We start from the raw sequence: 24,453 nt of genomic DNA, 5'->3' as shown, positions 1-24,453 counted from the left end.
CGCGATAGGCCCCGGCAAAACGCAGCACCTTTACACTGGTTCAGGCACCTACCCAGCGGGCAATGGGGGGCCGATTGTGATGCGCTCGGGCGTCAGGTCCGCGCGGTGGGCCAGCACCTCGAGCCCCGCCGCGCGTGCGTCAATCAAGGCCGCGGCATAGGCCGGGTCGATGTCGGCGGCGACGGTTATGCGATCACAATCGCTGCGCTGCACCAGATAGAGCAGAACCGCCCGCCCACCTTGCCGCGCGATGCCTGCCAATTCTTGCAGATGGCGCGTGCCGCGTTCGGTGCGCGTGTCCGGAAACTCGGCAAGGCCAGTCTCGCGGCTGAGTGTCACCGACTTTACCTCGACATAGGCGTCCTTGCGGCCCGGTTCCTCTAGCAGGAAGTCGATGCGGCTCTTCTCGCCGTAGCGCTGTTCAGGCCGGATCGCGCCGTAGCCTGTGAGCTGAGGGATGTCCCCCGCCTCCAGCGCCTGGCGGATCACACGGTTGGCGGCTGCGGTATCGACGCAGGCCAGATGCCCGCCCGACAGTTCGGCAAGGCGCCACGCATAACGCAGCTTTTTGCGGGGGTCATCGTTACGCTCAACCCATATCCGCGTGCCGGGATCGGCCAGTCCAGTCATCTTGCCTGGGTTGGCACAATGCGCCACCGCCTCGCTGCCGTCCTCCAGCCGGATATCGGCCAGAAAGCGTTTGTAGCGCCGGATCAGCACTGCGCGTAAAAGAGGGGTTTGAAACCGCATGGGGCGAGCCCTATACCCAAAGGTGAGGCCCATTCAAGCAGCCTCGATCACGTTATCCAGACCAAGGACGCCAGATGCCGAACCCAACCGCCGCCATGCTGGTCATCGGAGATGAGATACTCTCGGGGCGCACCCATGATGCCAACACGTATCATCTGGCGGGGGCGCTCAGCGCCGCCGGGATCGACCTGCGCGAAGCACGCGTGGTCAGCGACGACTCGGACGCCATTATTGCCGCCGTGCAGGCATTGAGTAGCGCGTACGATCATGTCTTTACCTCGGGCGGCATCGGCCCGACGCATGACGACATAACGGCGGATGCCGTGGCCCGTGCGATGGGGCGCAGCATCGACGTGCGCGAGGACGCGCGCGCGATCCTTGCCGCGCATTATGACAAATCCGGAACCGAATTGAACGAGGCACGCCTGCGCATGGCCCGCATCCCCGAGGGTGCGACCCTGATCGACAATCCGGTCAGCGCCGCGCCGGGCTTCGTCATCGGCAACGTGCATGTGATGGCAGGCGTGCCTGCGATTTTTCGGGCGATGGTCGCCTCCGCCTTGCCGTCGCTGACCGGCGGTGCGCCGCTGATGTCACGCGGCCTCGACGTCTATCGCGGCGAGGGTGATGTTGCCGCGCCACTGGCCGAATTGGCGGCGCGCTATCCGCAGCTGACCTTCGGCTCCTACCCGTTTCAGCGGGATGGTGTGCATGGCACCAATGTGCTTGCACGCGGGCAGGATTCTGCGGCGCTGGATGCGGCATTGGCCGAGATGTCGGAGCTATTCGGATGAGCGCGCCGAAGGTGCCGGACGCGCCGCACCTCTATGACGTGGTCGCCGCGACATGGCCTGCCTTCACTCATAGCCGCCTGGGTCCGTGGATCATCCGCGACGGGCGCGGCGGTGGCAAACGCACGTCGGCGGCGACAGGACATGCACCGGCCACGCCCGTCGATCTGCCCCCAGCAGAGGCGGCTATGCGCGCGCTGGGCGAGCGGCCCCGCTTTATGATCCGGGCAGGCGACGAGGCACTGGATGTCATGCTGCACAAGGCGGGATACACGATCATCGATCCATCCCACATGTATGTCGCCGCGCTGGCGGATTTGGACATCACGCCGCCCGAGCGTACCGCCAGCTTTCACATATGGGAGCCTCTGGCGATCCAGCGCGAGATATGGGCCGAAGGCGGCATCGGCCCCGAGCGGGTTGCCGTGATGATGCGCGCGGATTGCCCCAAGACGGCCCTTCTGGGGCGCGACACCGGGCGGGCGGTTGCCACGGGCTTTGCCGCGATAAGTAACGGCACGGCGATGGTTCACGCGCTGGAGGTGCTGCCGGAGTATCGCAGGCGCGGCGTGGCGCGCAATCTGATGGCCGAGGCGGCGATCTGGGCGCGCGGGCAGGGCGCGCGGCATCTGGCGGTGATCTGCACCGCCGACAATACCGGCGCGAACGCGCTTTATGCCGGGATGGGGATGTCTCATGTCGGGCGCTATCACTACCGCCAGCATCCGGAGGGTGCCGCGTGATGCACGAACGCAGCCTGCTGGTGTGCATTGCGCTGCTGGTATGGGGCGTCGTGACCCCCGCTGCGGCGCTGGAGCTGTCTTTGCCGCCGAATGCCGTAATGGCACGCGAGGTGAAGGGCGACGGGCGTAGCTATGCGCTGCCGATCGGGCCTTGGGCCAGTGGCAGTGTGCCGGTGCAGAATGTCGCGGGCGATGTGACGCGGCAGGCCTGGCGGATCGACGGTAGCACTGCCACCACCCTGCAACTGATGAACGAGCTGGCGGCGCAATTGGACGCGGCGGGGTATGACACGCTGTTTCGCTGCGAAGACGCGACATGCGGAGGCTTTGATTTTCGCTTTGCGATCCCGGTGCTGCCGCCGCCCGAGATGTTCGTCGATCTCTTTGATTATCGGTTCCTGTCGGCCAGCCGGGGCGAGGGCAGCGGCGCGGACCATGTCAGCCTGTTGCTCAGCCGCTCGGGCGCCGCCTCTTACCTGCAGGTGACGCAGATCGCTGCGGACGACGCCAAGACGGGAACCACAGCGCAGGTGCGGCCCGCGCCGCCTGTGGCCACGCAAGACGCCATCGTGAGTGCATTGCAGGCGCGAGGCCGCGTTGTTCTCAGCGATCTGGACTTTGGCACCGCCGCCGCCGCGCTGGGCGAGGGGCAGTTCGCGTCGCTCACCGCGCTGGCGGGCTACCTCAAGGCAGACAGCAGGCGGCGAATCGCACTGGTGGGTCATACCGATACGGTCGGGGGCTATGACGCCAACCTCGCCCTGTCGCGCCGCCGCGCCCGCGCGGTGATGGACCGTCTTGTGCGCGCCCACGGTGTGCCCACCGCCCAACTCGAGGCCGAGGGCATCGCCTATCTCGCGCCGCGCGCCCCCAATTCCAGCGCCGAGGGCCGCGAGGCGAACCGCCGTGTTGAGGCCGTTCTGCTGAGCGGGAATTGATCGCGGCGCACCCTCTGGTCCTTTTGGCGCTGCCGCATTAAGGAGGGCCGCAAGATCAACCCATGAGGCCCGACATGCAAAACCAGCACACCGGACGCACCACACGCGACGGCATCCGCATCCATCAGGCAGCGGATTTTGCAGGCATGCACAAGGCCGGTGCGCTGGCCGCGCAGATCCTCGATGCCGTTGCGCCGCATGTGACAGTCGGTCAGACGACCGGCGCGCTGGATGCGATGATCGAGGGTATGGTGAACGACGCTGGCGCGACCTCGGCCACGATCGGCTACAAGGGCTATCGACACGCCAGCTGCATCAGCGTCAATCACGTCGTCTGCCACGGGATTCCGGGCGACAAGGTGCTGAAGGACGGTGATATTCTGAACATCGACGTCACAGTGATCGTCGATGGCTGGTTCGGCGATACCAGCCGTATGTATGTGGCAGGCACAATCAGCCGCAAGGCCGAGCGTCTGGTGCAGGTCACTCACGACGCGCTGATGGTCGGGATCGAGGCAGTGCGCCCCGGCAATACCTTTGGCGATATCGGCCACGCGATCCAGGCCTATGCCGAGGCGCATCGTATGTCGGTCGTGCGCGATTTCTGCGGTCATGGGCTGGGCCGCGTGTTTCACGCGCCGCCCAATGTGGTGCATTTCGGGCGCGCGGGATCGGGCCCTAAGCTGGAAGAAGGCATGTTTTTCACCATCGAGCCGATGATCAATCTAGGCCGCGCCGACACCAAGGTGCTGGCTGATGACTGGACGGCGGTGACGCGCGACAAATCGCTGTCGGCGCAGTTTGAGCATTCGATCGGCGTCACGGCGGACGGAGCCGAGATTTTCACGCTCTCGCCCGGTGGCCTCTTTCACCCAACCTACAGCTGATCGCGCGCTGATGCGCGTTATGCGCCTGACGTGCGCGCAGTGATGGCGCGCCCCGCCGCCGCGCCCGAGGCCCATGCCCATTGGAAATTGTAGCCGCCAAGCCAGCCGGTGACGTCCACCGCCTCACCGATTACGTAAAGACCCGGTTGCGTGCGTGCTTCCATCGTTTTTGAACTGATGCCGTCCGTATCAATCCCTCCCAGCGTGACTTCGGCGGTGCGGTAACCTTCGGTGCCGCCGGGGGTCAGCTGCCAGTGGCGCAGTTGATTGCATAGCTGGCTCAGCGCAGCGTCGCTCTGATCGGCCAGGTTTCCCGTCAGCGCCGCGCCGGTCTGGTGCGGTAGGGCGGCGATCAGGCGGGCGGGCAGGTGGCGCGCCAGTTCAGTCGTCAGGAAGTGACGCCCCGACTGGCTGCGCTGCGCGCGCAATGTGTCATATAGCGTGCCGGACGGGTCGAGATCGACAGTGATCGGTGTGCCTTCCTGCCAGTAGGATGAAATTTGCAGCATGGCAGGCCCCGATAGGCCGCGATGGGTAAACAGCATCGCCTCGTCAAAGGCCGTGCCACCCGCAGTCGCGCGCACAGGCAGGGCGACGCCCGCCAGATCGGCAAAGCGCCCCTCGGGAAAGGTGAAGGGCACGAGGCCCGCACGCGTTTGCGTCACATGCAGCCCGAACTGGCGCGCGATATCATAAGCAAGGCCGGTCGCACCCATTTTGGGGATCGACTTGCCCCCCGTCGCCAGCACGATATTGCGGGCGGTGACGCTGTGGCGCTTGCCCTCGCGCTCCAGTTCGGCCTGATACGCGCTGCCGTCATGGGTGAGGCCGACGAGGCTGGTTTGCAGCCACAGATCGGCGCCAGCGCGGGTCACCTCGGCGCGAAGCATGGCGACGATGTCCTTGGCGGATGTATCGCAAAATAGCTGGCCCAGCGTCTTTTCGTGCCACGCGATACCGTGCGCCTCGACCAGCGCGATAAAATCCCACTGGGTGTAGCGCCCCAGCGCGGATTTGCAGAAATGCGGGTTGGCTGACAGGAAACTCTCGGGCGCGGCGTAAAGGTTAGTAAAGTTGCAGCGCCCGCCGCCGGAAATGCGGATTTTCTCGCCGGGCGCGCGAGCGTGGTCAATCACCAGCGTGCGGCCCGCGCAATGGGCCGCACACATCATGCCGGCGGCCCCGGCGCCCAGGATCAGCGTATCGATCTGCATCAGGCTGCCCTGCCCGAAGCAGCGGGGCGGGTCAAGCGCGCCGCGTCAGGGCGCGGCGGCAAGATACGCCGTGAGCGGTTTGGAATGTTTGAAATGGCGGGCGGTCGACACGAGCCTCTCAAGTCGCCCCTGCTGATAGCCGTCCCCGCCGAGGTGTGGCGACCAGTGCAAGCTGCCGCCTGAAATTTGCGTTAGCGGCCGTGGGAGCGGCGACCTCATCGGGCGGTCCGCTTGTGAAATCAATAGCGTCGGCGGCTTAGAGGAGAGGCAATATTGGGATCTCCACAAAAAAGGGGACGCATGGTTTGCGCTTGAATTATATGTAGGCCATTGGAATTAAATACTAAATCTGGTTGAATTGCGGCGTGGCTTCCATGCCCACGCTACGGTCGAAAGACGTCTGCGCACTTCCCTCCGAGGAATTTGACTGCTAGAGTGGTAGGATAGACCCCGAAAAGGGGCGATGTTCGAGGCAGAAGCGGCGGTTGTAATGACAGAAATGGTCTACGGATCGGCCCCCATACGGGATGTCGAGCCGGTCCTTCCCAAATGGTGGCGGACGATCGACAAGTGGTCGATGTCCTGCGTGTTGATCCTGTTCTGCATTGGCTTGCTTCTGGGCTTTGCTGCGTCGCCCCCCTTGGCCGAAAAGAACGGCTTTGCCCCATTTCACTATGTCCAGCGGCAGATGTTCTTTGGCGGGATGGCGATGATCGCCATGCTGGCGACTTCGATGATGAGCCCGATGTTGGTGCGGCGCCTCGCCGTTATCGGATTTCTGGCGGCGCTGATCGCGCTGATGATGCTGCCCTTCCTCGGGACCGATTTCGGCAAGGGGGCGGTGCGCTGGTATTCACTGGGTTTCGCGTCGGTGCAGCCCTCAGAATTTCTCAAGCCCGGATTTGTTGTCGCTGCCGCATGGATGATGGCGGCCAGCCGCGAGATTGGCGGTCCGCCCGGCCTGAGCTGGTCGTTCGTGCTGACCATTATTATCGTCGCATTCCTTGCGCTGCAGCCCGATTTCGGGCAGGCGGCACTGGTCCTGTTCTCGTGGGGCGTGATGTATTTCGTCGCGGGGGCGCCGATCCTGCTGCTGACGCTGATGGCGGGGGCGGTCGTGATGGTCGGCTCGTTGGCCTATTCCAATTCCGAGCATTTCGCGCGCCGCATCGACGGGTTCCTATCGCCTGACGTGGACCCGACGACGCAGCTGGGCTTTGCCACCAACGCGATTCAGGAGGGTGGATTTTTCGGCGTAGGCGTGGGCGAAGGGACCGTGAAATGGTCACTGCCTGATGCACATACCGATTTTATCATCGCAGTCGCCGCCGAGGAATACGGGCTGGTTTTGGTGCTGTGCATCATTGCGCTTTATGCCACGGTCGTCGTGCGCTCGCTGATGCGCCTGATGCGTGAGCGTGATCCGTTCATCCGCCTCGCCGGGACGGGTCTTGCCTGCATCTTTGGCGTGCAGGCAATGATCAACATGGGTGTCGCGGTGCGGCTGTTGCCGGCCAAGGGCATGACGCTGCCATTCGTCAGCTACGGCGGCTCGTCGCTGATTGCGGGCGGGATTGCGGTCGGTATGCTCTTTGCCTTTACGCGCTCGCGGCCTCAGGGTGAGATCGGAGATATCCTGAGAGGGCGCGCAAGATGAGTGGTAAGGCCCCCCTGGTCGTGATGGCCGCAGGCGGCACCGGCGGGCATATGTTCCCGGCGCAATCGCTGGCCGAGCATTTGCTACGCCAAGGCTGGCGGGTCAAACTTAGCACCGACGCGCGCGGCGCGCGCTACACCGGTGGTTTTCCAAACGGTGTCGAGATTGAGCAGATCGCCAGCGCCAGTTTCGCGCGCGGCGGGTTGGTGGCCAAGGGACTGGCGCCTTTGCGCATCTTTGGCGGCACGCTGGCTGCGACATGGCGGATGCTGCGCGACAAGCCCGATGTCGTGATCGGCTTTGGCGGTTATCCCAGCATCCCGGCACTTACGGCGGCGTCGCTACTTCGCCTGCCGCGCGTGGTGCATGAACAGAATGGCGTTATGGGCCGCGTGAACCGGTTTTTTGCGAAACGGGTCGAGGCCATCGCCTGCGGCACATGGCCAACGGATCTGCCCGAGGGCATTGAGGGCTATCATGTCGGCAATCCCGTGCGCGCCGCCGTGGCCGAGCGGGCAGGCGCGGGGTATATCCCGCCCGGCGATTATCCCATGTCGATCCTAGTGATTGGCGGCAGTCAGGGCGCGCGCATCCTCAGCGACGTGGTGCCGCCCGCTATTGCGGGACTGCCGATGGAAATCCTACGCAACATCCGCGTCGCCCATCAGGCGCGCGGCGAGGATCTGGAGCGTGTTTGCGCATATTACGCCGAACACGGCATCGATGCCGACGTGCAGGAATTCTTTGACGATGTGCCAAGCCTTATGAGCGAGGCGCAGTTGATTATCAGCCGCGCGGGTGCGTCCTCTCTTGCCGATATCGCCGTCATTGGCCGCCCCGCCATTTTGATCCCCTATGCCGCCGCTGCCGGTGATCATCAGACCGCGAACGCACAGGCGCTGACGCAGGCCGGCGCCGCGATCCTTGTGCCCGAGAGCCGTCTGGATCATACCGCGCTGACGCAGCAGATCGAAACGGTGATGACCCAGCCCAAAGGCGCCAGCCAGATGTCGCGCGCGGCCCTTGGTTGTGCCATGCCGGACGCCACTTTGGCGCTGGCGCACCTTGTCCAGACGATCGCTCAGAAAGGCAAAGGCTAGATGAACGCAGCCACGAAACTTCCCGGCGATGTCGGCCCCATCCACTTTGTCGGTATTGGCGGCATCGGTATGTCCGGCATCGCCGAAGTGCTGCTGAACCATGGCTATGTGGTGCAGGGCAGCGATCTGAAACGCTCGCCCCTGACCGACCGGCTGGCCGAAAAGGGCGCGCGGATATTCGAGGGCCAGCGGGTCGAGAACCTAGCGGCCGCCGAGGTTGTCGTCATCTCGTCCGCGATCAAGCCCGGCAACCCCGAGCTGGACGAGGCCCGCAAGCGTGGCCTGCCCGTTGTGCGCCGCGCCGAGATGCTGGCCGAACTGATGCGCCTCAAATCCAACATCGCTGTCGCCGGAACGCATGGCAAGACGACGACCACCACTATGGTCGCCGCCCTTCTGGATCACGGCCAGTTTGATCCCACCGTCGTCAATGGCGGTATCATCCACGCCTATGGCAGCAACGCCCGTGTCGGTGGTGGCGAGTGGATGGTGGTTGAGGCCGACGAGAGTGACGGCACCTTTAACCGGCTGCCCGCCACCATCGCCATTGTGACCAATATCGACCCCGAGCATATGGAGCATTGGGGCACCGAGGCGGCGCTGCACAAGGGGTTCGAGGATTTCGTGTCCAACATCCCGTTCTATGGCCTCGCCGTCTGCTGCACCGATGATGTCGACGTCCAGACGCTGGTGGGCAAGATTACGGATCGGCGCGTCATCACCTATGGCTTTAACGCGCAGGCGGATGTGCGCGCGGTCAACTTAACCTACGCCAAGGGGATCGCGCATTTCGATATCGCGCTGCAATCCGAGGGCATGGTGATCGAGGGCTGCACCCTTCCCATGCCGGGCGATCACAACGTCAGCAACGCGCTTAGCGCTGTCGCCGTCGCGCGTCACCTCGGTATGAAGACCGCCGAAATCCGCGAAGCGCTGGCCGCCTTTGGTGGGGTGAACCGCCGCTTTACCCGCGTGGGTGAGGTGAATGGCGTCACTATTATTGACGACTATGGCCACCACCCGACCGAGATTTCAGCCGTGCTGAAGGCCGCGCGCCACGCCACCGAAGGGCGCGTCATCGCCGTGCATCAGCCACACCGCTACACGCGCCTCAGCCACCATTTTGAGGAATTCTGCGCCTGCTTCAACGAGGCCGACATCGTCGGTATCGCCCCTGTCTACGGCGCGGGCGAAGAGCCGATTCCGGGTGCGAACCGCGACGATCTGGTCGCGGGCCTGATCGACCGGGGCCATCGCGACGCACACGCCATTGACGGCGAGGACGGGCTGGCCGAACTGGTGCGCGCCCACGCGCGCCCCGGCGACATGGTGGTCTGCCTTGGCGCAGGCACGATCAGCGGCTGGGCGAACCGCCTGCCGGACGCACTTAAAACAGCCGAACTGCAGGAAGGATAAACTATGCCCCTATCGCTAATATTGGCCTTCCTCTGGGCATTATTCGCCAACCTGCTGGCGATGACGCCCAGCCGTGACAAGCATTGGCGCGCGGCCTATGCGCTCATCGCCGTGGGAATCCCCATCGTTGGATATGTGACGTATCAGACCGGGCCGCTGATGGGCTTTGTGTGCCTCATCGGCGCGATTTCGGTGCTGCGCTGGCCGGTGGTTTATCTGTGGCGCTGGATGCGCAACACGGGGCACGGACTGGCCGAGGATTGATCGAATGAGGCGCCGGATCACAAGGTCAGTGCGATGATTGGCCTGCCTCCGATCCTGACTATTTTGCTGATTGCGGCGTTCTGCGTCGGGGCGGGGGTGTTCTGCCGCACTACGATGCGCCGGGGCCGCCGCGCGGCGCTGATCGGCTGGGGGCTGTGCGGCGCTGCCGTGATGGCGCTGGGCTGGGGCGCTTTCGCGATGCAGGTGCCACCGCGCACGGCGATCTTTACCGGTCTCATCCTGCCGGTCTGGCTGATAGGCGCGCTTGTTGGCCTCATGATCGGACTGATCCGACAGAGCGTGCGCAAATGAGCAGCCCCATGCCGACGCCACGAGGCAAGTTGACGCCTCAACGCCCGCTTGCGGACCTCACATGGCTGCGCGTGGGCGGGCCTGCCGACTGGCTGTTCCAGCCCGCGGACGAGGCCGATCTGGCCGATTTTCTGTGCGCGCTCGATCCCGACATCAAGGTGTTTCCCATAGGTGTCGGCAGCAATCTGATCGTGCGCGATGGCGGCCTGCGCGCTGTCGTGATCCGCCTCGGGCGCGGCTTTAACGGGATCGAGGTGGAGGGCGCGCGCGTCACCGCTGGCGCCGCCGCGCTGGATGCCCATGTGGCCAAGCGTGCTGCCGAGGCGGGGGTGGACCTGACGTTCCTGCGCACCATTCCGGGCGCGATCGGCGGGGCCGTGCGCATGAATGCGGGCTGCTATGGCAGCTATACAGCCGATGTCTTTGTCAGTGCGCGCGTGGTCACACGTGAGGGCGAGATCGTGACGCTAAGCGCTGACGACTTGAATTTTCGCTACCGCCAAACCGATCTGCCCGAGGGCTGGGTGCTGATCTCGGCCACGCTGCAAGGGCCGGAGGGCGATCCCGAGACGCTGGCCGCGCTTATGCAGGCACAGCTGAAAAAACGGGACGAAACCCAGCCAACCAAGGATCGCACGGCAGGCAGCACGTTCCGCAACCCCGCAGGCTTTAGCAGCACCGGCGACGTCACCGACACGCACGAACTAAAGGCGTGGAAGGTGATCGACGACGCGGGAATGCGCGGCGCACGTCGCGGGGCCGCGCAGATGAGCCCGAAACACCCCAATTTTCTGGTCAATACCGGCGGGGCCACAGCCGCCGATCTGGAGGGCTTGGGCGAAGATGTGCGAAAAAAGGTTTTTCAAACCAGCGCAATAGAGTTAGAGTGGGAAATCATGAGGGTCGGCGAACCGGCCCCTTGATAGGGTGGAAAACCCAAAACCAATAATAACAGGGCCGATAACGGTCCGGGACTTGAGGCAGATCGGTGGTTCGTTCGAGCAGAACAAACCCCAAAGTTGCGGTGATAATGGGTGGCCCGTCGGCAGAGCGCGACGTGTCGCTGTCGTCCGGGCGCGAATGCGCCGCCGCGCTGAGGGATGAAGGCTACGACGTGGTCGAGGTGGACGCTGGTGCGGACCTCGCAGTAAAGCTGTCCGAAATTGCCCCCGACGTTGTCTTTAACGCGCTCCATGGCCGTTGGGGCGAGGATGGCTGCGTGCAGGGCCTGCTAGAATGGCTGCGCATCCCCTATACCCACTCGGGCGTTCTGTCCTCGGCCCTTGCCATGGACAAGGAGGCGACGAAATCCGCCTACCGTGCCATCGGGTTGCCTGTGGCTCTCAGTATTCTGGCCAATCGCGACGACGTGCGTGCAGAGCATCCGATGCAGCCGCCCTATGTGGTTAAGCCTTACAACGAAGGCTCCTCGGTTGGCATCTATATCGTGCACGAGGATGCCAACGGCCCCGCGCAGCTATCCGAGGACATGCCCGAGCGCGTCATGGTCGAGGCCTATGCGCCGGGGCGCGAGTTGACCACGACTGTCGTCGGTGATCGCGCGCTGACCGTGACCGATATCATCACCGACGGCTGGTATGACTATGCTGCCAAATACGAGGTCGGCGGCTCGCGCCATGTCGTGCCTGCCGAGATCCCGCAGGACATTTTCGATCTGTGCATGGATTATGCCCTGCGTGCGCATGTGGCATTGGGCTGCCGGGGCGTCAGCCGCACCGATTTTCGCTGGGACGAAGCGAAAGGGCAGGCGGGTCTGATCCTGCTTGAGACGAACACGCAGCCCGGCATGACGCCCACATCGCTTAGCCCCGAACAGGCGCGGGCGACGGGGATGAGCTTTGGCGCGCTGTGTCGCTGGATGGTCGAGGACGCATCATGCGACAGGTAAACACGCGCAACCGAAACGCCGGCGCCAAGAGCGATCCCGCCCCCTCGCGCTGGTCCTACCGGATGCAGCGGGTGCTGCTGACGCCGATGTATCGCCGCATGCTGCGCTTGGGCATTCCGTTCTGCCTGACCTTTGGGGTGGCGACGTGGTACCTGTCGGACCCTGCCGTGCAGCAACGCATCGGACTGGCGGTCGCCGATATCCGCCACCAGATCCAGACGCGCCCCGAATTCATGGTCAAGCTGATGTCCGTGGACGGCGCCAGCGATCGCGTCGCCGAAGACGTGCGCGACACGTTTACCTACACGCTGCCCGCCAGTTCATTCGACATGGACCTCGACGCCGTGCGCGCCGCAGTCGAGGAACTGCCGGCTGTCGCCAGCGCCGCCGTGCGCGTGCGTCAGGGTGGCGTGCTGGAAATCCGGGTGAGAGAACGTCAGCCCGCCGCGCTGATCCGCGTACCCAAGGGGCTGATCGTCGTCGACGCAGAAGGTGTCGCGCTCGACGCAATTGCGTATCGCGGCGAGCGGCCAAACCTGCCGGTGCTGACCGGGCCCGGCGCAGATGAGGCTGTGGCCGAGGCGCTGGCAATCCGCGCCGCTGCCGCGCCACTTGCGCCCCGTCTGCGCGGCCTTGTGCGCATGGGCGCGCGGCGCTGGGACGTGGTGCTGGACCGCGATCAGCGCATCCTGTTGCCAGTGGCCGATCCGGTCCGCGCGCTGGAGCGCGTGATCGTGCTGAGCGAGGCGCAGGACATGCTGGAGCGTGACATTGCAGTGGTAGACATGCGGCTGGCCGACAGGCCGACGCTGCGAATGAAAGAGCGCGCCAACGAAGAATGGTGGCGCATAAGAAATTTGAAGCCGGGGACGAGTGCAGAATGATCGAACTATATGAATCCCAGCGCGCAATGCGCAACATGCGCCGCGCAGCGATGCAGCGAGGCGTCGTCGCCGTACTGGACGTGGGCACGTCCAAGATCGCGTGCCTCGTGCTGCGCTTTGATGGAACCGAGACGCGCCGCGACGATAGCATTGGCGCGATGGCGGGGCAGGCGGGGTTTCGTGTAATCGGGGCGGCCACCACCCGCTCGCGCGGAGTGCGCTTTGGCGAAATCGACGCCATGGCCGAGACCGAGCGCGCGATTCGCACATCTGTGCAGGCCGCGCAAAAGATGGCGAACATGCGTGTCGACCACGTTATCGCGTGTTTCTCGGGCGCGTCACCGCGCAGCTATGGGCTGGCCGGGCAGGTGGAACTGGAAGAGCACACCGTCTCGGAGCAGGACGTCAGCCGCGTGCTGAGCGCCTGCGATGTCCCCGATTTCGGTGACGGTCGCGAGGTGCTGCACGCGCAGCCGGTGAACTTTGCGCTCGACCACCGCTCGGGGTTGATCGACCCGCGTGGGCAGATGGGCAATACGCTGAGCACCGACATGCACATGCTGACCGTCGATGGTGCGGCGATCCAGAACCTGGCCCATTGCGTCAAACGCTGCGATCTGGAGCTGGCAGGCGTCGCCAGCTCGTCCTATGTCAGCGGCATTTCCAGCCTCGTCGAGGACGAGCAGGAGCTGGGTGCCGCCTGCATCGATATGGGTGGCGGTAGTGCCGGTATCTCAATCTTTATCAAGAAACATATGATCTATTGCGACAGCGTCCGTATGGGCGGCGAGCATGTGACCAGCGACATTTCCATGGGTCTGTCGATCCCCACGGCCACCGCCGAGCGGATCAAGACGTTCTACGGCGGCGTGGTCGCCACCGGCATGGATGACCGCGAAATGATCGAAATTCACGGCGACACGGGCGACTGGGACCATGACCGGCGCAGCGTCAGCCGCGCCGAACTGATTGGTATCATGCGCCCGCGCGTCGAGGAAATCCTCGAAGAAGTGCGCGCGCGCCTCGATGCAGCGGGTTTTGACTGCCTGCCCAGCCAGCAGATCGTGCTGACCGGCGGTGGCAGCCAGATCCCCGGACTCGACGGGCTTGCCAGCCGCATTCTGGGTCAGCAGGTGCGCCTTGGGCGACCCTTGCGTGTGCATGGATTGCCGCAGGCCGCGACGGGATCAGGATTTGCCAGCGCGGTGGGCATGTGCCTGTTCGCGGCGAACCCGCAAGACGAATGGTGGGACTTTGAATTGCCGGTCGATCGCTATCCCCAGCGGTCGCTAAAACGGGCGGTAAAATGGTTCAAAGACAACTGGTAACCGCAATATGCGGTGCCATCGGCGAAATCCCGCGAAAAGACGTGAAAAAGTGACCATATTTTGTGGTTAGTCTGCGTTTTTTAGGTGACGATCCGGCCTTGTGTCGGTAATAATGCGAGTTAAGGCAGAAAAATGGCCCGCGAATGTGGGCGCAAGCACAGGCGGACAGAGCAATGACATTGAACCTCACCATGCCCGGACGCGAAGACCTCAAGCCCCGGATCACCGTTTTCGGTGTTGGCGGCGCTGGCGGTAACGCGGTCAACAACATGATTGAAAAGCAGCTGGATGGGGTGGAGTTCGTCGTTGCAAACACGGACGCGCAAGCGCTTCAGCAATCCAATGCTGAAAGCCTTATCCAACTGGGCGTGAAAGTGACCGAAGGGCTGGGCGCGGGCGCCCGTGCATCGGTTGGCGCCGCCGCTGCCGAGGAAAGCATCGAACAGATCGTCGATCATCTGGCAGGCGCGCACATGTGCTTTATCACTGCCGGAATGGGCGGAGGCACCGGGACCGGCGCCGCGCCGATCATCGCGCAGGCCGCACGCGAGCTGGGCGTTCTGACCGTCGGCGTCGTAACCAAGCCGTTCCAGTTCGAGGGCGGCAAGCGGATGAAGCAGGCCGAGGACGGCGTCGAGGCGCTGCAAAAGGTCGTCGATACGCTGATCATCATTCCCAACCAGAACTTGTTCCGTCTGGCCAATGAGAAAACCACATTCACCGAGGCCTTTTCGATGGCTGACGATGTTCTTTATCAGGGCGTCAAAGGCGTGACCGATCTGATGGTTCGTCCGGGCCTGATCAACCTCGACTTTGCCGACGTTCGCGCCGTCATGGACGAGATGGGCAAGGCGATGATGGGCACAGGCGAGGCCGAGGGCGAAGATCGCGCGATCCAAGCCGCCGAAAAAGCCATCGCGAACCCGCTGCTTGACGAAATCAGCCTCAAGGGCGCCAAGGGCGTGCTGATCAACATCACTGGTGGCACCGATCTGACCCTGTTCGAGTTGGACGAAGCCGCGAACCGCATCCGCGAGGAAGTGGATTCCGAGGCGAACATCATTGTGGGTTCGACCATGGATCCGGACATGCAAGGCAAGATGCGCGTAAGCGTCGTCGCCACCGGCATCGACGCCGCGCCCGCGATAAACGACGTTCCTGTACCGCGCCGCTCGCTGGCCCAGCCGCTGCGCCAGCAGACCACAGCCGAGCATCAGGAAGAGCGCGAAGAAGTTGCAGCCAAGCCCGCCGCTCCGGCCCCCACGCCGCAGCCCGAGCCTGTTGCGGCTCGCGCCGAAGAGCCGTCCGAGCCGTCGCTCTTTAACTCGGTCGAGGCCGAGCGCACCGCTGCCGAGGACCAGATGGAGGACATCTTTGAGCCGCGCGAAGAGCGGGTTGCAGCGCCGCGCCCTGCCGCGCGCGCAGATGATGATCTGCCGCCCCCGGCCTATGCGCCCCGCGCATCTGATGAGGATGAGGATCTAAACGCCTATGTCGCGCCGCGCCGCGTCGCGCCCGGCACGCCCTCGCCCGAGGCGATGGCCCGTCTGCAACACGCCGTCGGTAATGTCGCAGCGCGCCGCCCCGAAGGCGCGCAGACGCCGCAGGTACGCGAGCAATCCCGCGAGGCCCAGCAGCAACAGCCGCAGGCCGAACGTCCGCGCTTTGGCATTAACTCGCTGCTTAACCGGATGACCGGTCACGCGCAGGAAGGCGAGGCACCTCGCCAGCCGCGTCAGCAGCCCAGCGTGCAAGCCCAGCAGTCCGCTCGGATGGAGCCTGAAGACGAGCGCGACGAGCAGATCGAGATCCCCGCGTTCCTGCGCCGGCAGGCAAACTGATCGCACGATCACATAGTTGATCGAAAAGACAATAAAAGGCCGCCTCAGGGCGGTCTTTTTTCGTGAGGATTTGCATTTAAAGGCGGCGTCAACAGCCTGAAACAAAAGGGTAATAATAGACTCGGCGAAATATTGCCCACTAGGGCCTACGCCATGTTTCAAACCGTTGCAAAGATTGAGTTGAGCCTTGGGCCGCTGCTCATTAAGTCCTTCTTAACCGCAGTCGCCATGGCTGTCGCATCAATCGTTTGAGGATCCATTTGCAACACACGGTGTCCACTCCTATCACGTTCGACGGTGTCGGCCTTCACTCGGGCCGCCCTGCGCGCCTCGTGATCCGCCCTGCGCCCGTGGGGCATGGAATCGTGTTTCGCCGTCTGGATTGCGACGCTGGTACCTGCGACATTCCCGCGCTCTGGAGCTTGGTCAATCAATCTCCGCTCTGCACCCGGCTGGAGAATGCTGAGGGTATCCAGATTTCGACGGTTGAACATGTGATGGCCGCCCTTATGGGCTGTGGCATCCACAACGCATTGGTTACGGTCGATGGCCCCGAAGTGCCGATCCTCGATGGCAGCTCGATCGAGTTTGTGCGCGGCATCCTTGCGGCGGGCATGTGTCGTCAAGGCAGCCCTGTGCGCGCGCTGCGCGTGATGCGCCCTGTCGAAGTGCGGCGGGGCGATGCCTGGGCGCGCCTGACGCCGCAGGACACGCTGACGATTGAGTTCGACATCGCCTTTGATGATGCCGCCATCGGTGTGCAGAAGAAGGTGCTGAACATGGCCAATGGCAGTTTTGTTCGCGAGCTGAGCTCGAGCCGGACCTTCTGCCGTAAATCCGATGTCGACCTGATGCGCGCCAATGGTCTCGCGCTGGGTGGCTCGCTGGAGAATGCGGTCGTTGTGGACGGCGCGCAGATTCTCAGCCCCGGCGGGTTGCGCCACCGTGACGAGGCCGTGCGCCACAAGATGCTGGATGCGCTGGGCGATCTGGCGCTGGCCGGGGCACCACTGCTGGCGCATTACCACGGCTATAAGGCAGGTCACGCGATAACCAATGATCTGCTGCGCGCTCTCTTTGAGACACCCGGTGCGGTTGAGTGGGTCACTTGTGACGCCGCACTGGCCGCCAAGCTGCCCGGCGCGGGCGTGCATTGTGGTGAAGTGCCGCAAGTCGCCTGACCTTCCTGTTGGCAAAATGACACGATGCAAGTGCTGGATTTCAGGCGGGATTCCGTGCTGGCACAGGCCGGTTGATTGGGCTACAAACCGATCAGAGGCTAAGAAGGGCTTACAGGCATGACGTTTGGCAGACAGGGCGCAGCACGGCGCGCAAAACTGGCCGCAAAACAGGCGGCGACCATTGCAGCCAAGACAGCGGGTGCGATCCTTCTGGCCGCGGCGCTCGCATCCTGTGGCGGCATCACCGGCAAGGTCGAGCGTGGCGATGTTGATTACGAGAAATACACTGCCCAGCAGATTTTCGAGCGTGGCGAGTATGATCTGGCCGCGAACAAGCCGGCGCTGGCCGCCCAGAGCTTTGCCGAGATTGAGCGGCTCTATCCTTATTCCGATCTGACCAAGCGTGCCGTTATCATGCAGGCCTATTCTTACCACCGCGACAAGGATTACGAGGCCAGCCGCAGCGCGGCGCAGCGTTACATCGACTTCTATCCGACGGACGAAGATGCGGCCTATGCCCAGTATCTGCTGGCGCTCAGCTATTATGACCAGATCGACGAAGTGGGACGCGATCAGGGCCTGACATTCCAGGCGTTGCAGGCGTTACGCCAGGTGATCGAGAACTATCCCGACAGCGAATATGCCCGCTCGGCCATGCTGAAATTCGACCTCGCGTTCAGCCACCTTGCCGGCAAGGAAATGGAGGTCGGGCGTTATTACCTGCGCCACGATCACTTCACCTCGGCGATCAACAGGTTTCGCGTGGTGGTCGAGGATTTCCAGACCACATCGCATACCGCCGAGGCGCTGCACCGTCTGGTCGAGGCCTATCTGTCGCTGGGCCTCACCGCCGAGGCGCAGACGGCTGGTGCGATCCTTGGCTACAACTTCCGCTCGACGCCTTGGTATGAGGACAGCTACGAACTGTTGACGCGCCGGGGTCTCGCGCTGGAGGCGCGCGGTGACAGCTGGTTGGCGCAAGTCTATCGCCAGATGATCAAGGGTGAGTGGCTGTAACGCAGGCGGTGGTTTGACGCCCACTACATTCAAAGGGCGCGGGCCTTTTTCGTTTTCCCTGAGTCAGAAAGAACGCAAAAGGCTATAGGCAATGCTGCGCAGTCTGGATATTCGCGACATGCTGATCATAGATCGGCTGGAATTGTCTTTCCAGCCGGGTTTGAACGCATTGACCGGCGAAACGGGTGCAGGCAAATCAATCCTTTTGGATAGCCTCGGGTTTGTCCTTGGTTGGCGTGGCCGGGCCGAGCTGGTGCGCAGCGGCGCCGAGCAGGGCGAGGTAACGGCGATTTTCGATCTGCCTGAGGGCCACGCGGCCCATGCGGTGCTGGACGAAGCCGGGCTGCCCGAGGCGGATGAGTTAATCCTGCGGCGGATCAACAGTGCCGACGGGCGCAAGACAGCATGGGTGAACGACCGCCGCTGTTCTGGCGAGGTGCTGCGCAGTCTAAGTGAAACGCTGGTTGAACTACACGGTCAGCATGACGACCGGGGCCTGCTGAATGCGCGTGGGCATCGCGCGTTGCTGGACGAGTTCGGCCAGTTGGATGCGCTGCGCAGCGAGGTGCGCGCCGCTTGGAGTGCGCGTCAGAAGGCGCACAAGGCATTAGAAGTAGCGCAGACTGCGCTGGACGCCGTGCGCAGCGAAGAGGAATTCCTGCGCCATGCTGTTGGGGAAATGCGTGCGCTGGCCCCCGAGCCGGGCGAGGATGGCGCGTTGGACACTAGCCGCCGCATGATGCAGGCTGCCGAGCGGGTGCGCACGGATATTGCCAAGGCAGCAAAGGCGCTGGGCGGCGATGGTGCCGAGGGCGCGGCAGGCGACGCACTGCGCTGGCTAGAGGATGCAGGCGCACAACTGGACGGCCAGTTGGATGCGCCCATCGAAGCGCTGGGCCGTGCCATGGTCGAGCTGGACGAGGCCGCTCGCGGGGTCGACGATTGCCTTGAGGCGCTGGCCTTTAACCCGTCGGATCTGGAAAACACCGAAGAGCGCCTCTTTGCCATCCGCGCTTTGGCCCGCAAACACGACGTGGTGCCGGGCGAACTGGGCACCTTTGCCGAAGGACTCGAGGCGCGCCTTGCCGCACTTGATGCGGGCGACGCCGAGCTGGACCAGCTACGCGCTGAGCTGAAAAGCGCGGGCAAAATTTACGACGATGCGGCCTCAACGCTTAGCGCCGCGCGGGCCGAGGCGGCAGGGCGGTTGGACAGCGCCGTCATGGCAGAACTCGCGCCGCTCAAGATGGAGCGCGCGGTGTTCGAGACGATCATGTCCGAAACGCCCCCTGGGCCTGATGGCATCGACGAGGTGGCGTTCAGTGTAGCGACAAACCCCGGTGCGCCCTCGGGACCGCTGGCCAAGATCGCGTCTGGCGGCGAGCTAAGCCGTTTTCTGCTGGCGCTCAAGGTCTGCCTGACGAGCGGGCAGCCGGGCCTGACGATGATATTTGACGAAATCGATCGCGGCGTCGGCGGCGCGACGGCAGATGCGGTTGGCCGTCGTCTGGCGGATCTGGCGCAGGGCGGTCAGGTGCTGGTCGTCACGCATAGCCCACAGGTCGCCGCGTTGGCCGCACATCACTGGCGCGTGGAAAAGAGGGTTGAGGCGGGCATGACGCTGTCGACGGTCACACCCCTAGGCGCGGATCAGCGGGTGGACGAAATCGCGCGAATGCTCTCAGGCGACACGATCACGCCCGCCGCCCGCGCCGCGGCCGAGGCGCTGATGGGCGTTTAAAGCGGCGTGTGTCATCGTAGATGCCCACGAAATTCGCAGAGTGAACCAGACCCTTGGATACGGTGAGCAAAGCCGGTTCAGACGAGGCGGGAGGTCTCGACAGCAGCGCGCACGAAATCATCAAAGAGAGGATGAGGCGCGAAAGGCTTGGATTTCAGCTCGGGATGGAATTGCACGCCGATGAACCACGGATGGTCCGCCCATTCCACTATTTCCGGCAGGCGCCCGTCCGGCGACATGCCTGAAAAGTGCAGGCCGCATTCCTCCAGCTTTTCGCGGTATTTCGTGTCCACCTCATAGCGGTGGCGGTGGCGTTCCTCGATGGATGTCGTGCCATAGATTTCCGCGACGCGGCTGCCTACTTTAAGCGTGGCGTCATAGGCGCCAAGGCGCATGGTGCCGCCCTTGTCGTCGGTGACCTTGCGCTTGACCTTGGCGTTGCCCTGCACCCATTCCTTGAGATGATAGATGACAGGCTCGAACCGTTTCGCGCCGGCCTCGTGGTCGAACTCCTCCGATCCTGCCGTCGCTATGCCTGCAACGTTGCGCGCGGCCTCGATCACGGCCAACTGCATGCCCAAGCAGATGCCCAAATAGGGGATCTTGCGTTCGCGTGCGAATTGGGCCGCCTTGATCTTGCCCTCGGTGCCGCGCTCGCCAAAGCCGCCGGGCACGAGAATGGCGTGGAACCCGTCGAGATGGCGCGCGGGGTCTTGGGTGTCGAAAACTTCGGCATCGACCCATTTGACGTTGACCTTGACCCGGTTGGCCATGCCGCCATGCGTGAGTGCCTCCCTGATCGACTTGTAGGCGTCTTCAAGCTGCACGTACTTACCGACGATGGCGATGTTGACCTCGCCGTCGGTGTTGTAGATGCGGTCGGCCACGTCCTTCCAGACGGTCAGGTCGGGGCGCGGCGCGGGGGATATCTGGAACGCGTCCAGCACGGCCTGATCCAGCCCCTCGCGGTGATAGGCCAGCGGCGCCTCGTAGATGGATTTCAGGTCATAGGCGGCGATAACCGCCTCTTTGCGCACGTTGCAGAACAGCGCGATCTTTTCGCGTTCCTTTTCGGGAATTGGATGCTCGGACCGGCAGACGAGTATGTCGGGCGCGATGCCGATCGACTGCAATTCCTTGACGCTGTGCTGAGTCGGTTTTGTTTTAAGCTCACCTGATGCCGCCAGATAGGGCAGCAGCGTCAGGTGCATGAAAATGCACTGGCCGCGCGGCTGATCATGGCTGAATTGGCGGATAGCCTCGAAAAAGGGCAGGCCCTCGATGTCGCCCACCGTGCCGCCGATTTCGCAGAGCATGAAATCAACCTCATCTTCGCCGATGGCGAGGAATTCCTTGATCTCGTTGGTAACATGCGGGACGACCTGAATGGTTTTCCCCAGATAATCGCCACGGCGTTCCTTTTCCAGAACGTTGGAATAAATGCGCCCCGAACTAACCGAGTCGGTCATGCGGGCAGGCACGCCCGTGAAACGCTCGTAATGGCCCAGATCCAAATCGGTTTCAGCGCCGTCATCGGTGACGAAAACTTCGCCATGCTCGAACGGGCTCATCGTGCCGGGATCGACGTTCAGGTATGGGTCCAGTTTGCGCAGGCGCACCGAAAAGCCGCGCGCTTGCAGCAACGCGCCGAGGGCGGCGGAGGCAAGCCCTTTACCAAGGGAAGAGACGACGCCGCCGGTAATAAAGATATAACGAGCCATTTGGCGGCGATCCCCCGTGTTGATGGGCCTCAAATGGAGGCTGAATATTGTGCCAATTCGGTCTCAAAAAACCGCAGCACCACGGGACTTGAGCCATAGAGGATTCGGACGGACCGCGCAACCACGCCGCAGGATGATATTTGGCCGCACCAGATGCGACCACAAGATTTGCATTATCAGTCGGCGGTCGGCAGGACCGGTGCGTCGTCATCCGCCGCTGGAGGCAGAGGCGCGGTGATGCCGCTATCCACGGGCTGCTCTTCGCGCACGGGCGCGTCGGTCAGGCGATCCAGAACCGAACTGCCGGCGGAATTACTGGCCGCGATCACTGTCAGCACCATCGAGGTGCAGATAAAGGCACCGGCGAGGATCCATGTCAGCTTGCCCATAGCCGTCCCGGACGAGCGGCCTGCGACACGCCCGCCGCCACCGCCGCCACCCATGCCCAGTCCGCCCCCTTCGGAACGTTGCAGCAGCACTGCGCCGATCAGCGATAGTGCCAGAAGCAAATGGATGATGAGAACAACGTTTTCCATGAAGCGGCCTGTCGGATAGGGAAATCTGAAAATCTGCATTGGTATCTAGGGAATTTCGCGGCCCCCCGCAACCCGCCATTGCGGTCGGGGCTGCGCGCTGGTTCAGTCGCCGACGTCGTCCATGTCTGACTGGCCCGACAGACGGCGGCGCACGTGGCTCCAACTCAGGCCGATGCCAAGCACCAGCGACAGCGCGATCAGGGCCAGCCAGACGATCTGTGACGTATCACGCAGGGTCAGCAGCCCGTAATCGTGCAGTACCCATAGCCCGGCCGCAGTGATGGCCAGTACCATGCTCATGCCAAGGCCGCCGATCGAGCGCAGCGTCGCGCGCAAGTAAATGACGTAAAACACCAGCAGGACGAGGCCGGCGAGAACCACCAGCGGCAATTGCACGTCATATTCGGCGCGCGCCCAGTTGACGTAGTTCCAGCGCGTTGGGTTGAACGTGGCGGCCAATAGGACAAAGGCGATCAGCCAGCGCAGCACGAATCCCATATGCGTCTCCTTATATACATGGCGCGCTTTCTAATTGCGCCAATGCGGCGCCGCCTGTCCAGTGGTCGCGCCCGGATTTAGAGGTTTCGCCCCCCGCCGCGCACGGCTATACCGGCGCGGGTTTTACCAAAGAGATATGAGGTCCGGCATGGCAAACGTAGTCGTCGTGGGCGCCCAGTGGGGCGACGAAGGCAAAGGCAAGATCGTTGACTGGCTTAGCGAGCGGGCCGATGTAATCGCGCGTTTTCAGGGCGGACATAACGCCGGTCACACGCTGGTCGTTGATGGCAAGGTCTATAAGCTGAACGCGCTGCCCTCGGGCGTGGTGCGCGGTGGCAAGCTGAGCGTGATCGGCAACGGCGTGGTGCTGGACCCATGGCATCTGGTCAACGAGATCGCCAAGATTCGCGAACAGGGGGTCGAGATATCCCCCGAGACGCTGATGATCGCCGAAAACACTCCGCTGATCCTGCCGATCCACGGCGAGCTGGACCGCGCCCGCGAAGAGGCGGCCTGCAAAGGCACCAAGATCGGCACTACTGGGCGCGGTATCGGCCCCGCCTATGAGGACAAGGTCGGGCGCCGTTCGGTCCGGGTGGCCGATCTGGCGGATATGGCGACGCTGGAGGCGCGGGTGGACCGCGCGCTGCAGCATCACGATCCACTGCGCAAGGGGTTGGGGATCGAGGCGATCGACCGAGACGCGCTGGTCCAGCAACTAAAAGATATTGCGCCGGAGATCCTGCAATACGCGGCGCCGGTGTGGAAGGTGCTGAACGACAAGCGCAAGGCAGGCAAGCGCATCCTCTTTGAGGGGGCACAGGGCGCGCTGCTGGATATCGATTTCGGCACCTATCCTTTCGTTACGTCGTCCAACGTGATCGCGGGGCAGGCGGCAACGGGCGTTGGCGTCGGCCCCAGCGCGATCAACTATGTACTGGGCATCGTCAAGGCCTACACCACCCGCGTCGGCGAGGGGCCGTTCCCGACCGAGTTGGACGACGATGACGGCCAGAGATTGGGCGAGCGGGGCCGCGAATTCGGCACCGTCACGGGGCGCAAGCGGCGTTGTGGGTGGTTCGATGCGGCCCTCGTGCGCCAAACTTGCGCAACCTCAGGCGTCAAGGGGATCGCGCTGACCAAGCTGGACGTTCTGGACGGGTTTGAGACCCTGCGCATCTGCACAGGCTATGAGCTGGACGGCAAAAAGTTGGACTATCTGCCGACCGCCTCTGATCAACAATGGCGCTGCAAGCCGATCTACGAGGAAATGCCCGGTTGGTCCGAGTCGACCGAAGGCGCGCGCAGTTGGGCCGAGTTGCCCGCAGGTGCGATCAAATATGTGCGCCGCGTCGAGGAGCTAATCGAATGCCCCGTCGCGATGCTGTCGACCTCGCCCGAGCGTGAGGATACGGTTCTGGTAACCGATCCCTTCGCTGACTGATCTTAGGGATACGAAGATGGCACTTAGCCGGAGGCGAGTATGACGTTGAGTTACAAAGCAAGGCGGCGCTGGTCGCTGGTGATCCTGCTGATCGGCCTGCCGGCTTATGTCGTGGCAGTGATCAGCCTGATCGCTTGGCTGCCGGACCTGCCAGGTTGGGTGAACTTTGTCATCTATGTCACGCTGGGCTTTGTCTGGATGGTGCCGCTGAAATTCGTGTTTCTCGGCATCGGCCAAGCCGATCCCGACGCCCCCCACCTAGACGATGATCTGCGCTGAGC

The 24,453-nt window shown here is 63.4% G+C and carries 24 protein-coding genes; 19 read left to right on the top strand and 5 right to left on the bottom strand.

Features of this window, described 5'->3' with window-relative positions; translation table 11 throughout:
• Positions 1-48: 48 nt before the first annotated feature.
• On the bottom strand, positions 49-750 hold the full coding sequence (gene sfsA, locus U3654_RS11635) for a DNA/RNA nuclease SfsA (protein ID WP_324751712.1): 702 nt from the start codon (positions 748-750) through the stop codon (positions 49-51).
• Positions 751-824: 74 nt separating this feature from the next.
• Between sfsA and U3654_RS11630 the strand changes: the two genes are divergently transcribed.
• The 4 genes from U3654_RS11630 (at position 825) to map (ending at position 4,109) form a co-directional block, all read left to right on the top strand.
• Entirely contained in the window at positions 825-1,544 is a 720-nt protein-coding gene (locus U3654_RS11630) for a competence/damage-inducible protein A (RefSeq protein WP_324751711.1), read from the top strand.
• Positions 1,541-2,284 (top strand): GNAT family N-acetyltransferase, encoded by a 744-nt coding sequence (locus U3654_RS11625; RefSeq protein ID WP_324751710.1) that lies wholly within the window; start codon positions 1,541-1,543, stop codon positions 2,282-2,284. Before U3654_RS11630 ends, U3654_RS11625 begins: the two co-directional genes overlap by 4 nt.
• Positions 2,284-3,222, top strand: coding sequence for an OmpA family protein (locus U3654_RS11620; RefSeq protein ID WP_324751709.1), 939 nt, complete (start codon positions 2,284-2,286; stop codon positions 3,220-3,222). The genes U3654_RS11625 and U3654_RS11620 overlap by 1 nt, the downstream gene beginning before the upstream one ends.
• Before the next feature lie 62 nt (positions 3,223-3,284).
• Entirely contained in the window at positions 3,285-4,109 is an 825-nt protein-coding gene (map, locus tag U3654_RS11615) for a type I methionyl aminopeptidase (protein ID WP_416384510.1), read from the top strand.
• A gap of 17 nt (positions 4,110-4,126) precedes the next feature.
• Here the strand turns inward: map and U3654_RS11610 are convergent, their stop codons facing one another.
• Positions 4,127-5,323 carry an aminoacetone oxidase family FAD-binding enzyme gene (locus U3654_RS11610; RefSeq protein WP_324751708.1) on the bottom strand — a complete coding sequence of 399 codons (1,197 nt, stop codon included), beginning with the start codon at positions 5,321-5,323 and terminating at the stop codon, positions 4,127-4,129.
• A gap of 490 nt (positions 5,324-5,813) precedes the next feature.
• Between U3654_RS11610 and ftsW the strand changes: the two genes are divergently transcribed.
• The 13 genes from ftsW (at position 5,814) to recN (ending at position 19,973) form a co-directional block, all read left to right on the top strand.
• Positions 5,814-6,980, top strand: coding sequence for a putative lipid II flippase FtsW (ftsW, locus tag U3654_RS11605; RefSeq protein WP_324751707.1), 1,167 nt, complete (start codon positions 5,814-5,816; stop codon positions 6,978-6,980).
• Positions 6,977-8,080 (top strand): undecaprenyldiphospho-muramoylpentapeptide beta-N-acetylglucosaminyltransferase, encoded by a 1,104-nt coding sequence (gene murG, locus U3654_RS11600; protein ID WP_324751706.1) that lies wholly within the window; start codon positions 6,977-6,979, stop codon positions 8,078-8,080. Before ftsW ends, murG begins: the two co-directional genes overlap by 4 nt.
• Positions 8,081-9,496, top strand: a complete 1,416-nt coding sequence (murC, locus tag U3654_RS11595) for a UDP-N-acetylmuramate--L-alanine ligase (RefSeq protein WP_324751705.1) — start codon at positions 8,081-8,083, stop codon at positions 9,494-9,496.
• Positions 9,497-9,499: 3 nt separating this feature from the next.
• Positions 9,500-9,760, top strand: a complete 261-nt coding sequence (locus U3654_RS11590) for a DUF2484 family protein (protein ID WP_324751704.1) — start codon at positions 9,500-9,502, stop codon at positions 9,758-9,760.
• A gap of 33 nt (positions 9,761-9,793) precedes the next feature.
• A complete protein-coding gene (locus U3654_RS11585; RefSeq protein ID WP_324751703.1) occupies positions 9,794-10,072 on the top strand; it encodes a hypothetical protein in 279 nt (92 codons plus the stop codon).
• Between the two features lie 8 nt (positions 10,073-10,080).
• A complete protein-coding gene (gene murB / locus U3654_RS11580) occupies positions 10,081-10,995 on the top strand; it encodes a UDP-N-acetylmuramate dehydrogenase (protein WP_324751702.1) in 915 nt (304 codons plus the stop codon).
• A gap of 65 nt (positions 10,996-11,060) precedes the next feature.
• Positions 11,061-11,981, top strand: coding sequence for a D-alanine--D-alanine ligase (locus tag U3654_RS11575; RefSeq protein ID WP_324751700.1), 921 nt, complete (start codon positions 11,061-11,063; stop codon positions 11,979-11,981).
• The gene (locus U3654_RS11570) at positions 11,969-12,865 is read left to right on the top strand and encodes a cell division protein FtsQ/DivIB (RefSeq protein WP_324751699.1); all 897 of its coding nucleotides are present in this window, start codon (positions 11,969-11,971) and stop codon (positions 12,863-12,865) included. Before U3654_RS11575 ends, U3654_RS11570 begins: the two co-directional genes overlap by 13 nt.
• Positions 12,862-14,193: a cell division protein FtsA gene (gene ftsA / locus U3654_RS11565; RefSeq protein WP_324751698.1), complete on the top strand. Its 1,332-nt coding sequence runs from the start codon at positions 12,862-12,864 to the stop codon at positions 14,191-14,193. The genes U3654_RS11570 and ftsA overlap by 4 nt, the downstream gene beginning before the upstream one ends.
• A 173-nt stretch (positions 14,194-14,366) precedes the next feature.
• Positions 14,367-16,034, top strand: a complete 1,668-nt coding sequence (gene ftsZ, locus U3654_RS11560) for a cell division protein FtsZ (RefSeq protein WP_324751697.1) — start codon at positions 14,367-14,369, stop codon at positions 16,032-16,034.
• Positions 16,035-16,294: 260 nt separating this feature from the next.
• Positions 16,295-17,215, top strand: a complete 921-nt coding sequence (gene lpxC / locus U3654_RS11555) for a UDP-3-O-acyl-N-acetylglucosamine deacetylase (protein ID WP_324751696.1) — start codon at positions 16,295-16,297, stop codon at positions 17,213-17,215.
• 117 nt (positions 17,216-17,332) lie between these two features.
• Entirely contained in the window at positions 17,333-18,232 is a 900-nt protein-coding gene (locus tag U3654_RS11550; RefSeq protein WP_324751695.1) for an outer membrane protein assembly factor BamD, read from the top strand.
• 91 nt (positions 18,233-18,323) lie between these two features.
• Positions 18,324-19,973, top strand: coding sequence for a DNA repair protein RecN (gene recN, locus U3654_RS11545; protein ID WP_324751694.1), 1,650 nt, complete (start codon positions 18,324-18,326; stop codon positions 19,971-19,973).
• A gap of 77 nt (positions 19,974-20,050) precedes the next feature.
• Here recN and U3654_RS11540 read toward each other — a convergent pair whose 3' ends face one another.
• The 3 genes from U3654_RS11540 to U3654_RS11530 all read right to left on the bottom strand — a co-directional run bounded on the left by U3654_RS11540 (position 20,051) and on the right by U3654_RS11530 (position 22,728).
• Positions 20,051-21,694 (bottom strand): CTP synthase, encoded by a 1,644-nt coding sequence (locus U3654_RS11540; protein ID WP_324751693.1) that lies wholly within the window; start codon positions 21,692-21,694, stop codon positions 20,051-20,053.
• A 176-nt stretch (positions 21,695-21,870) separates the two neighbouring features.
• Positions 21,871-22,230, bottom strand: coding sequence for a preprotein translocase subunit SecG (gene secG, locus U3654_RS11535; protein ID WP_324751692.1), 360 nt, complete (start codon positions 22,228-22,230; stop codon positions 21,871-21,873).
• A 102-nt stretch (positions 22,231-22,332) separates the two neighbouring features.
• Positions 22,333-22,728: a DUF6524 family protein gene (locus tag U3654_RS11530; RefSeq protein ID WP_324751691.1), complete on the bottom strand. Its 396-nt coding sequence runs from the start codon at positions 22,726-22,728 to the stop codon at positions 22,333-22,335.
• A gap of 148 nt (positions 22,729-22,876) precedes the next feature.
• On the opposite strand from U3654_RS11530, the gene U3654_RS11525 reads away from it, so the two are divergent.
• On the top strand, positions 22,877-24,172 hold the full coding sequence (locus tag U3654_RS11525) for an adenylosuccinate synthase (RefSeq protein ID WP_324751690.1): 1,296 nt from the start codon (positions 22,877-22,879) through the stop codon (positions 24,170-24,172).
• 39 nt (positions 24,173-24,211) lie between these two features.
• Positions 24,212-24,451 (top strand): DUF2842 domain-containing protein, encoded by a 240-nt coding sequence (locus tag U3654_RS11520; RefSeq protein ID WP_324751689.1) that lies wholly within the window; start codon positions 24,212-24,214, stop codon positions 24,449-24,451.
• Positions 24,452-24,453: the final 2 nt, after the last annotated feature.

This window comes from Roseovarius sp. Pro17 (assembly GCF_035599575.1).
Classification (GTDB): domain Bacteria; phylum Pseudomonadota; class Alphaproteobacteria; order Rhodobacterales; family Rhodobacteraceae; genus Roseovarius.
Note: the sequence above shows the minus strand (reverse complement) of the source record. Positions and strands in the feature narration are given on the sequence as shown.